14 protein-coding genes are annotated in these 13,495 nt (G+C 64.4%); 9 read left to right on the top strand and 5 right to left on the bottom strand.

Annotation, left to right across the window (positions count from 1 at the left end):
• Positions 1-70: 70 nt before the first annotated feature.
• Positions 71-397 carry a hypothetical protein gene (locus AB7Z56_RS02595; protein WP_187387869.1) on the bottom strand — a complete coding sequence of 109 codons (327 nt, stop codon included), beginning with the start codon at positions 395-397 and terminating at the stop codon, positions 71-73.
• Between AB7Z56_RS02595 and AB7Z56_RS02590 the strand changes: the two genes are divergently transcribed.
• The gene (locus AB7Z56_RS02590; protein WP_084794926.1) at positions 357-653 is read left to right on the top strand and encodes a transcriptional regulator; all 297 of its coding nucleotides are present in this window, start codon (positions 357-359) and stop codon (positions 651-653) included. The genes AB7Z56_RS02595 and AB7Z56_RS02590 overlap by 41 nt on opposite strands.
• Before the next feature lie 30 nt (positions 654-683).
• Here the strand turns inward: AB7Z56_RS02590 and AB7Z56_RS02585 are convergent, their stop codons facing one another.
• A complete protein-coding gene (locus AB7Z56_RS02585; RefSeq protein ID WP_256376446.1) occupies positions 684-806 on the bottom strand; it encodes a hypothetical protein in 123 nt (40 codons plus the stop codon).
• A gap of 62 nt (positions 807-868) precedes the next feature.
• Here AB7Z56_RS02585 and AB7Z56_RS02580 point away from each other — a divergent pair, with 62 nt between their 5' ends.
• The 4 genes from AB7Z56_RS02580 (at position 869) to AB7Z56_RS02565 (ending at position 3,824) form a co-directional block, all read left to right on the top strand.
• Positions 869-1,129 carry a hypothetical protein gene (locus tag AB7Z56_RS02580; RefSeq protein ID WP_187387868.1) on the top strand — a complete coding sequence of 87 codons (261 nt, stop codon included), beginning with the start codon at positions 869-871 and terminating at the stop codon, positions 1,127-1,129.
• An 83-nt stretch (positions 1,130-1,212) separates the two neighbouring features.
• Positions 1,213-1,350, top strand: a complete 138-nt coding sequence (locus AB7Z56_RS02575) for a hypothetical protein (RefSeq protein ID WP_175627410.1) — start codon at positions 1,213-1,215, stop codon at positions 1,348-1,350.
• Positions 1,351-1,473: 123 nt separating this feature from the next.
• Positions 1,474-2,589, top strand: coding sequence for a lactonase family protein (locus AB7Z56_RS02570; protein ID WP_354125208.1), 1,116 nt, complete (start codon positions 1,474-1,476; stop codon positions 2,587-2,589).
• Positions 2,590-2,936: 347 nt separating this feature from the next.
• Positions 2,937-3,824 (top strand): efflux RND transporter periplasmic adaptor subunit, encoded by an 888-nt coding sequence (locus AB7Z56_RS02565; RefSeq protein ID WP_063980484.1) that lies wholly within the window; start codon positions 2,937-2,939, stop codon positions 3,822-3,824.
• Between the two features lie 260 nt (positions 3,825-4,084).
• Here AB7Z56_RS02565 and AB7Z56_RS02560 read toward each other — a convergent pair whose 3' ends face one another.
• The gene (locus AB7Z56_RS02560) at positions 4,085-4,936 is read right to left on the bottom strand and encodes a caspase family protein (RefSeq protein WP_063980483.1); all 852 of its coding nucleotides are present in this window, start codon (positions 4,934-4,936) and stop codon (positions 4,085-4,087) included.
• 421 nt (positions 4,937-5,357) lie between these two features.
• Between AB7Z56_RS02560 and AB7Z56_RS02555 the strand changes: the two genes are divergently transcribed.
• From AB7Z56_RS02555 to AB7Z56_RS02540, 4 genes are all read left to right on the top strand, one after another.
• Positions 5,358-7,088, top strand: coding sequence for a hypothetical protein (locus tag AB7Z56_RS02555; protein WP_063980482.1), 1,731 nt, complete (start codon positions 5,358-5,360; stop codon positions 7,086-7,088).
• Between the two features lie 218 nt (positions 7,089-7,306).
• Positions 7,307-8,032: a thermonuclease family protein gene (locus AB7Z56_RS02550; RefSeq protein WP_063980481.1), complete on the top strand. Its 726-nt coding sequence runs from the start codon at positions 7,307-7,309 to the stop codon at positions 8,030-8,032.
• A 164-nt stretch (positions 8,033-8,196) separates the two neighbouring features.
• Positions 8,197-9,384 carry a pyridoxal-phosphate-dependent aminotransferase family protein gene (locus AB7Z56_RS02545; protein ID WP_063980480.1) on the top strand — a complete coding sequence of 396 codons (1,188 nt, stop codon included), beginning with the start codon at positions 8,197-8,199 and terminating at the stop codon, positions 9,382-9,384.
• Between the two features lie 260 nt (positions 9,385-9,644).
• Positions 9,645-10,604, top strand: coding sequence for an IS5 family transposase (locus AB7Z56_RS02540; RefSeq protein WP_166348444.1), 960 nt, complete (start codon positions 9,645-9,647; stop codon positions 10,602-10,604).
• A 126-nt stretch (positions 10,605-10,730) separates the two neighbouring features.
• Here the strand turns inward: AB7Z56_RS02540 and AB7Z56_RS02535 are convergent, their stop codons facing one another.
• Together AB7Z56_RS02535 and AB7Z56_RS02530 are read right to left on the bottom strand one after the other, a co-directional pair.
• A complete protein-coding gene (locus AB7Z56_RS02535) occupies positions 10,731-11,831 on the bottom strand; it encodes a hypothetical protein (RefSeq protein ID WP_283017915.1) in 1,101 nt (366 codons plus the stop codon).
• Positions 11,831-13,267: an MBOAT family O-acyltransferase gene (locus AB7Z56_RS02530; protein ID WP_063980477.1), complete on the bottom strand. Its 1,437-nt coding sequence runs from the start codon at positions 13,265-13,267 to the stop codon at positions 11,831-11,833. The genes AB7Z56_RS02535 and AB7Z56_RS02530 overlap by 1 nt, the downstream gene beginning before the upstream one ends.
• Positions 13,268-13,495: the final 228 nt, after the last annotated feature.

Below are 13,495 nucleotides of genomic sequence, written 5' to 3'. Positions count from 1 at the left end.
GGACAAGTCGATGCGCTTGTCACAGCGATGCAACTTCGCGCTGGCACGTGACCACTCCAGTGCAGCCCTGTCAATCGATAAAGCCTTGGCTGCACGTCGGCCGGATCGCGTGAAGCCTCTCGATCGAGGCGCCGGAGCTGCCTGGCTGAGCCAAATCGGCCTTGCCGTCCTTGCAGAAAATCGAACGAGACATATATCGGGGGCGTTCGATCAGCCGCTGTGCCTCGTTGAATGCGCCCGCGGGCACCTTTTCCAAAGACATCGACCGAGTTGAAAGCGTTCGCGCGATTGTCGCGCGCCAGCCCGTTCGATCCCCGGATCGAGCGGGTTTTGCCGGTTGCACAACGGAGTGAAGCATGAGCGCCAGGAAATCCGCCGAGCTGTCACCCGAAAGCATCGCGCGCTCCAATCGCAGGCGCCTCGCCGCCGAAGAGGGAGCACTTGCACTGGCAGACGTCGAAAGGCAGTCCATCGAGATTCGCAAGAACATGGCGCGGCTTCGAGAGGCGCGCGAAGCCAAGCAAGCGGCTGACGCAGCCCTTCAAGCGGCGTTGCCGGCACCCGCGGTCAAGAAGCGCTCGAGCAGAGCGGCGCGAAAGCCGTCTTCAACGCCGCCGACGGAGCAGCCATCGCTACCCGCGAACGGTTCATAGCCCCGGAGATCGGGCCTCAGGCGCGCGGGCTCACTTCGCCTGCTTTGCCGCCCGGATCTCGGCGAACTCGGCGTCGGGATGGGTGACGATGGTGGTGAACATGATGCCGCTGATGATGAGCGACCAAGCGGTGTTCCAATAGATCCAAAACACGTGCCAGCCTCCGGTTCGACCTCGTCCGCTTGCGGGATCAGCATAACGGCAAGGCGAGGCTGATGTTCCCGGCGCGAAATACAGCGCTATTTTTGTTTGGTCGGCGGCAGCGTGCGATCGGTTTGGCCGGTGTGGCGCTTTGCCACGACGTCCTCATCGTGCGGACCCTCGCGCGGGCGCGGCGGCGGCTTGGGCTGGCCTTTCTGGCCGCCATGCTTGCCGCCCATGTCGGGCTTGCCTTCGAGGTCATTTTCACGCGGCATATGGGTCAATGCACTCCCGCGGCATTGGTTCGCAATGCCGATGCGATGTTGTGCCTGTGAACGAGTTCATAGGATCGTCGCCGTTTGCAGTGCACGATCATGTGCGGGCCCCGGGGTTTCAAACAACGGATGGACTTGGCTTGATGCGGAAACGATTGGTCGCCTGGACCATTTTGACCTGCGCGCTGCTGGCGGTGGCCGTGTGGGGCCTGCTCGGGGCACCCAACACTGCGTCCGGCCCGCATCTGCCCTCCCGCAGCCAGACGGCCGCAGTGCGGTAGCCACCGCGCGACCGATACAATTTCGGCATCGATCGATCTTCAACCGGAACTTGGTAAGGCGGCACGGCTCCCGCTATCCTCCGGACAAAACGACAAGGCCGTAACGCTGTAAGGAGGAGCCCCATGCCGAGACCGACACGCCGCATCGCGCCACGCGCTGCGATCGCCACCACCCTCGCCTTCCTCACCCTCGTTTCTGGAGTCCGCCCCGGCATGGCCGAGACCTTCGCCTATGTCGGCAACGCCGACAGCAACGACATCAGCGTGTTCAAGCTGGCCGAGAGCGGCGAGATGACACCGGTGCAGACCGCCGCCTTCACCGGCGTCGACAAGCCCGGCTCGTCGACACCGCTCGCGATCACACCCGACCACCGCGTGCTGATTGCCGGCGTGCGCTCGCAACCATTCCTCGCGGTGAGCTTTGCGATCGATCCCAAGACGGGCCAGCTCAGCCCTCTCGGCAATGGTCCGCTTGCCGACAGCATGGCGAACATCGCCGTCGACAGCACTGGCAAATTCCTGTTCAGCGCCTCCTATGGCGGCAACAGGGTCGCGCTGAATCCGCTCAGCCCGAACGGCGTCGCCGGCGAGCCGAAGCAGGTGATTCCGACCGGGCTGAATGCGCACGCCTTCCTGGCCTCGCCCGACAACCGCTTCGTGTTCGCGACCAATCTCGGTTCGGATCAGGTGCTGACCTTCGCGTTCGATGCAGTCGCGGGCACGCTGGCGCCGAGCGATCCGCCGGTGACCAAGGTGCCGGAGAAATCGGGACCGCGGCACTTCGTGTTTCATCCCAACGGCAAGTTCGTCTATCTCGTCCATGAGCTGAACGGCGACGTCGCGGCGTTCAGCTATGAGGCCAAGAGCGGCGCATGGGACGAGATCCAGCGCACCACCGCGCTGCCGGAAGGCTTTACTGGCAAGCCCTGGGCCGCGGACATCCACATCACCCCGGACGGCCGCTTCCTCTACGCCTCCGAGCGCACCACCAACACGCTCGCCGGCTACAAGGTCGACGCAACAAGCGGCAAGCTGACCACGATCGGCAGCGTGCCGACGGAGAAGCAGCCGCGCGGCTTCCACATCGATCCGTCGGGGCGTTACCTCGCCGCAGTCGGCGAGCTCTCCGACAGCATGACGGTCTATGCGATCGACCAGAGCAGCGGCGCGCTCGCCAAGCTGAAATCCTATCCCACCGGCAAGAAGCCGAACTGGGTGGAGTTCTTGACGCTGCAGTGAGGCTACTTTCCTACCCTCCCCTGGAGGGGTCCGAGACGAGCGTAGCTCGCTCGTGGGTCGCTAGGCATTGAGCGAAGCGAAATGCGTAGCGGGGTGGGGTGACGGCCTCTCCGCCTCGCACACTGCCCGAGTGGAGAGATCACCCCACCCCGCTCGCGCTGCGCGCGATCGACCCTCCCCCTCCAGGGGAGGGTAAGAGACGGCGAACCTCTTCGTCCTTGCCACGACTAATCCAACAAGCGGCATCGCGCCGCCTGCGCTGCGGCATTCTCATCCGGCCGGCCCATGGTCCGCCGCGGTTGCTTCTGCTAACGATGAGGCCGTCAAGGCCCCAACCGGAATGACCGATGCGTTCATTGCCTGCGCGTTCCTTTCCTAAAAAACTCGTTGCTCTCGCCGGACTGGTTCTGCTGTCCGCCCAGCCCGCGCGCGCCGCCGATGACGACGCGCCCAAGGGGCCCGCGGTCACAGTGCTGAAGGTCGCAAAATCCTGCTTCTCCGACATCGTCGAGGCCACCGGCACGATCATCGCGCGCGAGGAGACCTCCGTGCGGCCGGAACGTCCCGGCCTGAAGGTCACGGACGTGCTGGCGGAAGCCGGCGACACCACCACGGCCGGCCAGGTGCTGGCGCGGCTGGCGCTGCCCGAAGGCGGCACGCTTCAGGTCACCGCCCCCGTGGCGGGCGTGATCGCGACGTCGACCGCGCAGATCGGCAACCTCGCCTCGGCCAAGGGCGAGGCGCTGTTCACGATCGTGGCGCGCAGCGAATATGATCTGGTCGGCCTGGTCGCGACCACCGATATTCGGAAGCTCGCGGTCGGCCAGCAGGCGACGGTGCGCATTGCCGGCGCGGGCGATCTCGACGGCAAGGTGCGCCGCATCGGACCGACCGTCGAGCCGAACATCCAGCAGGGAATGGTCTATATCGGCATCTCCTCGCAGAAGCGGCTGCTGCTGAACGCGAGCGGGCGCGCGCTGATCAAGACCGGGCAGAGCTGCAACGTCGCGGTGCCGCTGACCTCGGTGCAGTATTCCACCGCCGGCACCGTGGTGCAGGTGATCCGCCGCAACCGCGTCGAGACCAAGCGGGTTGAGATCGGGCTGATGTCGGGCGGCAATATCGAGGTTCGCGACGGCCTCAACGAAGGCGATATCGTCGTCGCCCGCGCCGGCGCGATCCTGCGCGAAGGCGATCCGGTGCGCCCGGTGATGGCCACGGAAGCCGCGAAGTAGGGCTCGCCTCAACCGTCATTGCGAGCGAAGCGAAGCAATCCAGAATCTTTCCGCGGAGAGACCCTGGATTGCTTCGCTTCGCTCGCAATGACGATGTGGGGGCAGTGGTGCGTTACACACGCAGACCGTAGGGTGGGCAAAGCGACTTGTCCGCCGTAGCTCGGCGAGCGAAGGCGGAAGCGTGCCCACGTCTTCTATTGAAATCTCGAAAAGATGGTGGGCACGGCGCTTTGCGCTTTTGCCCACCCTACAATTTGCGGCTAGCCGCCGGCTGCTTCGCCGAAATGGACGTCCTCGAGCAGCGAGGAGGAGATGGTCGGGACCTGGTCGCCTTCGGAGGCGCGGGAGATGGCGACGCGGGTCTTGTTGAAGACGCTTTCGGCGCTGCCCTGCGCATTGAGGTTGGTGAGGAACTCGCCGACCAGCACGCTGTACTCGCCCTTGCCGTCGTCGACGACCTTGCCGGGCGAAGCCGAGGAAAGGATCAACGCGTTGTCCGTCGCGCTGATCGGTGCAAGACCATGGCTGTAGGAGCGGAAGCGGCGCTCGTAGGGGTTACGGCGGGAGGCGTCGACGACGACGAGCTTGGCCTTGGCGCCCTGCTCCTTCATCATGTCGAGCACGCCGTCGATGGACACGCCCTGGCGGCGGACGTCGCTTTCCTTCCAGATCACCGCATCGACCGGCAGCATGTAGCTCTCGCGGCCGGCCTGCACGCCGTAGCCGCCGAAGAACAGCATGACGACGGTGTCGCGCTTGATCCGGGACTTCAGGCGGTTGACGGCGCGGACCATGTCGTCCTTGGTCGCGTCTTCCACCATATCGACGTCAAAGCCGTTCTTACGGAGCGACGAGGACAGCGCGCGGGCGTCGTTGATCGACTGCGTCAGCGGCGCGCTGGCGTCGGGATAATGTCCATTGCCGATGACGAGGGCGAGGCGGGACGACTGGCCGATCGAGCCGGTGACCTCGTCGGTCGCCACGGCCTTGGCGGCATCGATCGCGCGCATGTTGAGGGCAGCATGGGCGCCGATCACGAGCGACACCGTGCCGATGAGGGCTGCGGCCACCGCGATCGTGCGTCTGGAAAGCTCGAGCTGCCTTACATTCATCTCGGTTCGTTCCTGTGCCAAAGACCAGCCAAGCGCGCGCACAATGTTTGAGTAGCGCGATGGTGGCTTCAGGTTTGAGGGATTGGCCGGGGATGTGCCCCCGAACTGCGCGCAATTTGCGGCGCCGCACCAAACAAAGCCTTAACCGGATATCTCCTCCCCGGCAATAGATCGCCCAAAATTTGAGCTAAGTGACTGAAGATATTGGTTAATCCTCCGAGCAGAATTTGCACGTCTTTTCGTCGCGAGCCCCTTGTAACGGCCTTAATCATGCAGCTCCCGTGCCGGATTTTTCCGTGACCGCCATCACATTTGAATTTCCCGCGAATCCGGGTAGCTTTTTCAAAGACTTGCAGGGGGTGGCGCGCAGATGGGAGCGTGCCGGCCGGCCCCTGGCCAAGACCCCGCGACCAGGTATTTCATGAGCTTTCATTATTTTGCCGGCGCTGCCTGCCGGGCGCTGACGGCGCGAAAAGACGGCCCGTCGCTTTATGACGTCTGCGATCCCGTATTGTCGGGCCCAGCCAGCGGCGATCCGCATCTGGCCAAGTTCTACAAGACCGCGCTCGGCAATCCCGCATTGCGGATCCTGCTCGGTCGCGCCGGGCTGCCCGAGTTGCGCGACGAGGCGAAGCTGACCCGGCTTCGCACGGCACTGGTGCGGGCACGCGACGACGCCGAGCCCGACTGGGCGGCGATCGGCCAGCCCGTCGCCGATCTCGTCGACAGCATCGCGCTCGACCATCCAAAGCCGCCGCCGGCGATATTCACGGGCCTAGCGCCGCAACAAGCGCAGATCGACGGCGTGATCCGCGACTGCGCGCAGCATCTGCTCGGCTCGTACCGCAAGAACGGCTTCCTGCCGACCTATGCCGCCTTCAACCTGATCGGCGACCCCGATGTCCGCGGGCGCGAGCTGACCATGGCGCTGACGGGGCTGAACGCGCGCGGCTACAAGAACTCCTCGCTGCTGTTCAACCTCGCCCGCGTCTTCATCGCGCGTTCACAGGCAGCAGCCGTCGTCAATCCGCCCTGGAGCGGCATTGCCGAGCCGATGTGGGAGCCGGTGCAGATCCGACACCGCTCGGCCTATTACGACGCGTTCTTCATCGAGGCGCTGCTGAGCTATGTCGAGACCGGGCTCGCTTCGCCGGCCGACAAGATTGCAGCCGAGCGTGCGATCGCCGACATGGTCGATTTCTGCGTCAACATCAGCCGCGAAGAGGTCGAGGGTATCGACGGCACACGCTTCAACGTCATCACCGCGCTCGCGCCGGCGCCGCATCCGCGCTTCTCCCGCTTCTTCGCCCAGATCAAGCAGGACCTCGGCTTCGGCGTCTACGTGCCGGATTGCGACACCACGGCGTGCTCGATCTCGGCAGCGACGCAAGCCGGCTGCACCGATCCGATCATCGACCAGCCGCTGCTGGACTTCTATTCGGGCTATCAGGTGCTCGCCGGCGTCAACGAACCGCGCGTGACCGTGCCGCTCAACGACAACATCGACTACGAGGGCGGCGTCGCGACCTGGATCGATAACCTCAAAGGCGAGCGGCCCTACGGCAACGATCTCGATCCGACGCTCAATCTCGACATTCTCGAGGTCAGCTTTCGCAACCTCGCGCGCTGGAAGATTTTGGAGACGCCGGCGCGGCTGGCGACCGTGCATCGCATCATCGGCTTCCAGAAGCGGCTCGCCGCCAACGGCGCCTTCGCCAATCCGCGCTCGCACATCTATTATCTGCCCGAGCTCTACAGCGCCTATTTCGGCCGCTGCTATGCGGCCTTCCTCGCACTGCCGCTGGCAGCACAGGCCGCGATCGACCCCGACGGCGATTTCGATTTCATCCGCCATCGCGTGCTCTCCTACGTCAAGGGCGAGCTGATGGCCGCGGAGATGAACGTGTTCGACGCGGCGCTGGCGCTGATCGCGCTCGGCCATCTCGGCGCCGACCCGCGCGCCTTCGCGCCGGCGCTGAACGTGATCGTCGCGAGCCTCGGCGAAGGCGGTCGCCGCGGCCCGTTCCGCGCCTATGAATGGAACAAGATGAAGACGCCGACGCGGATTCTGGTCGGTGGTCCCGAGGTGACGTCGGCCTTCGTGCTGATGGGGCTGGCCGTGGCGAAGCGGGCGATGGCGGGGCGGGGGTAGGTCTCGTAGGGTGGGCAAAGGCGCGCTCTTCGCGCGCCGTGCCCACCATCCGCCACCGCGCTGGACATGGTGGGCACGCTTCGTTTTGCCCACCCTACGAGACCGTCGTGCAATGACGGGAAGTTGAAAGCTCAATCGTTGGGCAGGCGCTGGCCGGGCGGCCAAAAGCCGACCACAATTGCGACGTCTATCGAGATTTTCCTCACACGCGGACCGGCATGTTGCGAAAATTCCTGATTGCGCTGTCTTTGCTCGCCATCCCCTCGCTGGCCCAGGCCGCCGACATCACCGGCACCGCAAAGGTCCGCTCCGGCGATTCCGTCCTGATCGGGAACACGCGGGTCCGGCTTGGCGGCATCGACGCGCCCGCGGTCGACCAGCTCTGCCTCAATACAAAAACCGAACGCTGGACCTGCGGCATCGCGGCGCGCGACGAGCTCGCCAAATACACCGAAGGCAAGAGCTGGGTCTGCCACGCCCGCGCGATCGACCGGCGCGGCCGCACCGTGGCGCGCTGCGAGGTCGGCGGCGAGGACATCCAGAAATGGCTGGTGCGCAGCGGCTGGGCACTCGCCTACACCCGCGTCTCTCACGACTACGAACCCGATGAGGCCGCCGCGCGCGAGGCCAAAGCCGGCATGTGGCAGGGCGCCTTCATCGCGCCGTGGGACTGGCGCGTCCGCAACAAGAAAACCACGATCCTGGGCGCCACCAAGCCGCCCGAGGGCGCGCATGCGGTGCTGCTCGCCTCGGCCTCCGGGCCGGTCGCGCCCTCGCCGGACTGCACCATCAAGGGCAACGTCAACACCGCCGGCGAGTGCATCTATCACCAGCCGACCAGCCGCTGGTACACCCAGATCAAGATGAAGATCAGCAAGGGCACCCGCTGGTTCTGCTCGGTGGAAGAGGCCGAAGCCGCCGGCTGCCGCGAGACCAAGAGATGAGTGCATGGTCCTGAAAAGTGTGAGGCGGTTTTCCGACAAGACCATGCTCGAAACAAAAACCACCCCAGACCTGCGTTTTGCGTGCTTTTCTTGGGCTTCCACGGCGCGTAGAACGTGAGTCAGCGACCCACCAGCCTGTTCTCAAGCAACAAGGACCAACAGCAATGACCGTTCGCGCGGGCCGGGAATTTCTGGCCATCCCCGGGCCCACCACGATGCCCGACGAGGTGCTGCAGGCGATGCATCGTCCGGCGATCGACATCTACTCCAAAGAGATGCACGAGCTGACCGATACACTTCTCGCAGACATCTCGAAGCTGTTCGCGACCAAGGGCAAGTCCTACATCTACATCGCCAACGGCCATGGCGCCTGGGAAGCCGCGCTGAGCAACGTGCTGTCGCGCGGCGACAAGGTGCTGGTGCTGGAGAGCGGGCGCTTCGCGATCGGCTGGGGCAACGCCGCCGCCCTGATGGGCGCCGAGGTCGAGGTGCTCAAGGGCGACTGGCGCCGCGCGGTGCGGCCGCACGAGGTCGAAGAGCGCCTGCGCCGCGACAAGGAGCACACCATCAAGGCCGTCGTCGTCGTCCAGGTCGACACGGCATCGGGCGTGCAGAACGACATCGAGGCGATCGGCAAGGCGATCAAGGCCAGCGGCCATCCCGCGCTGTACATGGTGGACACTGTCGCCTCGCTCGGCTGCATGCCGTTCGAAATGGACAAATGGGGCATCGACGTCGCGATGTCCGGCTCGCAGAAGGGCCTGATGACGCCGCCCGGCCTCGGCTTCGTCGCGGCGAACGCGCGCGCACTCGAGGTGCAGAAGAAGGCCAACATGTCGACGCCCTATTGGAGCTGGAGCGAGCGCGAGGGCAGCGAGAATTATCGCAAATATGCCGGCACCGCGCCGGTGCATCTGTTGTTCGCGCTGCGCAAGGCGATCGACCTGCTGCACGAGGAAGGGCTCGAAAACGCGTTCCGCCGCCACAGCCTGCTCGGCGAAGCCGCGCGCCGCGCCGTCTCCGCCTGGTCGGAAGGCCAGGTGCTCGGCTTCAACGTCGCGGAGGCGAGCGAGCGCTCCAACACCGTGACCACGGTGACCATGAGCAATGGCCACGATCCGGCGCTGCTGCAGCGCTATTGCAAAGACAAGTGCGGCGTCGTGCTCGGCACCGGCATCGGCGATCTCTCCGGACAAGCCTTCCGCATCGCCCATATGGGCCACGTTAATGCGCCGATGCTGCTCGGCACGTTGGGGGTGGTCGAGATCGGGCTGAATGCGCTGAAGATCCCGCACGGCAAGGGCGGGCTGGAAGCCGCGGTCGCGTATCTCGGCGAGCAGGTGGCGGTCTAGACGCGCTTTCTTCCTTCTCCCCTTGTGGGAGAAGGTGGCGTAGGCGGCCTTCGGCCGCCGTTCTTAGGAACGCCGAAGCGAAGCTTCGGCTATGGCGCCGGATGAGGGGTTGTCTCGGCGAACTCAATTGCGAGATGGACTCGCGGATAGATACCCCTCACCCGTCTCGCCGCTACGCGGCGAGCCACCCTCTCCCACAGGGGGCCTGTTGCGTAATTCGTCAATTGTGATTCCCTAGGGCAAAGCCTTGGAGGGTAGCGATGGCGGTCAAGCGGACGGGACAGCCGAGCTTTGTGGAAGCGCTGATGCCGAAGGGGGCCGGCGCCAATGCGGCGCTGGATCGGCTGGCTGGCCTGGTCAAGTGGTACCGGTTCGAGAAGCTGATCGGCCATTTGCGGGATGAAGGGAGCCCCGGTCGACCAGGCTATCCGGTGCTGGTGCTGTTTCGTGCTGTGCTGTTGCAGTCGCTGTATGGTCTTTCGGAGCGCGAACTCGAGGAAGCGCTGGGCGACCGGTTGTCGTTCAAGCGCTTCGTCGGTTTGAGCCTTGAGGATGCGACGCCCGACCATACGGTCCTGAACCGCTTTCGGAACCAGCTTGTCGAACAAGGCCTGCTGGAGAAGCTGTTTGGTGAGCTGGATCGTCAGCTTGAGAATGCCGGCGTCATCCTCAAGCGCGGCACGATGCTGGATGCGACCTTGATCCAGGCGGTGTCGGCTCCTCCGAAGGAGGATCGCCCCTCAAACGATCCCGACGCCCGCTTCACCAAGCGGCAAGGCAAGAGCGGCACGACGTTCGGTTACAAGGCCCATGTCGGTGTCGACGAAGGATCCGGCTTGATCCGCACGGTACTGACCACACCGGCCAACATCAACGACACGACACCGGCGGACGCTTTGATCCGCGGCGATGAAGCTGCGGTGTGGGCCGATGCGGCTTACGACACCCATGCCCGACGGGCCCGGCTGAAGGCGGAGGGCAAGAAACCCCGCATTGCTCGTCGGCCCAACCGGCATCACCCGGAGTTGCCGCCGAGGCTCAAACGCTACAACCTCCTCATCGCGCGCCGCCGAGCCCAGGTCGAGACCACCTTCGCTACTCTCAAACGCCGCATGCGGCTGACCTGCATCCGCTACGTCGGTCTGATCAAGGCGACCGGGCAAGTTCTGCTCGCCTCAATCGCCTTCAACATGAGGCGGTGGGCCACGATCGCCGCGTGAGCTGCCCGCTGAGGGCAACAACTACAGATCTTCGCAGGCATTGCCAGGACCAAGGCCTTCTCTCCTGACGTCTTCAGCCTCAAAAGCCGATAACGCAACAGGCCCACAGGGGGAGAGGGGGAAAGGTCAGCGCTCCACGCGATAGGCCTCGACCTGAGCTTTCAGCGCATCCAGCGACGCGAGCGGCGCCTCAGGATCGACGCGATACTCTCCACGCGCCAGCCAATTCAGCACCTTCGCATCGACCGCCGGCGAATGGTGGATGACGTCGCTGTAGTTATCGAGATCGTGCGTCACCGCCCTGATCGCGCGGAAATCGTACAGACGCACATTCGGAAGCTGCGTCAGCCGCTCGGCGATGCGCGCGGTGAGGTCGGTGACGATCTTCAGCGTCGCAGGCGAGGCATCACGCATCGCCACGAACTGCAGGATCGAATAGGGCGGCAAGTAGATGTCGAAGGTCACGTCCGGATGACGCGTGATCAAGCCGACGGCGTCGCGTTCGAAATGCCGGAGCATGGCGTCGTAGCCATAGCCTTCGCCAAGGAAGCGGCTGCGCACGGGGCTCGTGATGTAAGCGAACGAGGCAAGCGTCTTCTTCGCATTGTAGTCACGCGCGACGTCGAAATCGCGCGGCAGCGCGTAGATGTCGTCGACGTCGGACAGCGCGAACTTGACGGGGAGAAACGGCGCCGCCTGGGTCAGCTTCTGCTGCAGCGGCGGGATCGACCGCAGCAGCACGAACAAGGATTCCTTCGCCATCGCGGCGCTGAACAGATAGGACGCGATGCCCTTCGTTGTCTGGCGATAGAGATCGACGGACAGAAAGGGATCGGCCTCGATATCCGCCGCATCGACAAAGATGAAATCGTCCATCGCCCAGATCACGCGCCGGGCGCCGCGCTCGATCGCCCGCTCCAGCACAAAGCCCTGCTGGCGCGAATTGGACCCGGTCATCGCCAGCTTGAGCGAGTGGACGCCGAGCGCGCGATCGATGTCGCTCTGGCGGAAACGGATCGCGAGCGAGGTGCCCATGAAGGCGGTGTCGAACGACTGGCTGCGGATCAGCCCGGCATTCTGCACGCGCGTGTCGTCGGAATAGAAGGCCAGTCGCGACGGGCGAAACAGTTGCAAGGGATCGACGAGATAGGTGAGTACCGCCGCGCCCAGCACGCAGGCGATGCTGGCGAGCAGAAGACGTCTCAGATGTATGAAATTGCCTCGCATCAGAACCGGAAATAGATGAATTCGCTGTGGCTCTGGATGCCGAGAATCCCGAGAGCGAGCACCAGCGCCGCGCCGTAAAGGAACAGCGGTCGCATCCGTCCTGCCGGCAGGGCCTCGCCGACCCTGCGATTGTCGTGATCGTATCCCATGATCGCTTGCGTGTTCGGCGACATCCACACCAGCGCGGCGTAGATCGACACCAGAACCAATGCGGCGATCTCCTCGCGGCCGAGGACGATATTCGACGGATCGGCCATCGCGTGGAGGACACGCAGCGCCCAAGTAACGCTCTCGGCGCGAAAAAAAACCCAAGCCACGACGACGGCGAGGAACGTCAGCACGGCTCCGACGATGCGGACCGGACGCACGAGCAACGTCGGGACGTTGGGCACCAGCGCGTTGAAGGCATGATTGACGCAGAGATAAGCGCCATGCAGCGCGCCCCAGGCGACAAAAGTCCAGGCCGCGCCGTGCCAGAGCCCGCCGAGCAGCATCGTGATCATCAGATTGACGTAGCGCAGCACGCGGCCGCGGCGATTGCCGCCGAGCGAGATGTAGAGATAGTCGCGCAGGAACTGCGACAAGGTCATGTGCCAGCGGCGCCAGAACTCGACGATGCTGGTGGCCTTGTAGGGTGAGTTGAAATTCACGGGCAGGAAGATGCCGAACATCAGCGATATCCCGATCGCCATGTCGGAATAGCCGGAGAAGTCGAAATAGAGCTGGAACGTGTAGGCGAGCGCACCACACCAGGCCTGATCAAAGCTCGGCGAGCGCGCCTCGAAGGCGAGCGCCACCAGGGGCTGGATGCCATCGGCAAGGCAGGTCTTCTTGAACAGGCCGATCGCGAAGATGACGATTCCGCACAGGATCAGGTGTGCGTCCGGATACTTGGTCTCCTTCCGCTCGAATTGCGGGATCATGTCCTTGTGGTGGAGGATCGGCCCCGCGATCAGGTGCGGAAAGTAGGTCACGAACAGCGCGTAGTGCGGCAAGGCGTAACGCGCGACCTGGCCACGATACGCATCCACCAGGAACGCGATCTGGGTGAAGGTGTAGAAGGAGATGCCGACCGGCAGCAGGATGTGGACCGCAACATGCGTACCGGCCAGCGCATTGATGTTCTCGGCGACGAAGCCGGCATATTTGAAGATGCCGAGCACCAGGAGGTCGCCGACGACGCCGAGCGCGAGCGCCGCCTTTCGTTGCATTGGGGCGAGCTTCGCCGCGATCAGGAGATAGCCGACGCCGTAGTTGAAGGCGATCGAGACCAGCAGCAGGCCCACGAACTGCCAGCTGCCGAAGGCGTAGAAGGCGAGCGAGGCCAGCGCCAGCCAGATCACCGGCGCCAGATTGCTGCGCCGCCCGAGCCAGAAATAGCCGGCCAGCACGGCCGGCAGGAACAGCAGGATGAACGGGTAGGAATTGAACAGCATCAGGCTGGACCGGCGGCGGGGGGTATCGCCCCTAAAGCATACAAGGGGGCGATCAACAACCCGGCGACTTGGCGCAGTCCTTGGCGCAGCGGCGCTGGCAATTCGCGGAATCGGGACGATATAAGGTGGAATACGGCGAGCGATGCGGCGCGCCTTTCTTCTCCCTCTCCCCGTTCTTACGGGGAGAGGTAAAGAGGGAACGCAGCGCGAGTACGAGATGATGAGGAC

The organism is Bradyrhizobium sp. 482_C4_N1_8, from assembly GCF_052075965.1.
GTDB classification, from domain to species: Bacteria; Pseudomonadota; Alphaproteobacteria; order Rhizobiales; family Xanthobacteraceae; genus Bradyrhizobium; species Bradyrhizobium barranii.
Note: the sequence above shows the minus strand (reverse complement) of the source record. Positions and strands in the feature narration are given on the sequence as shown.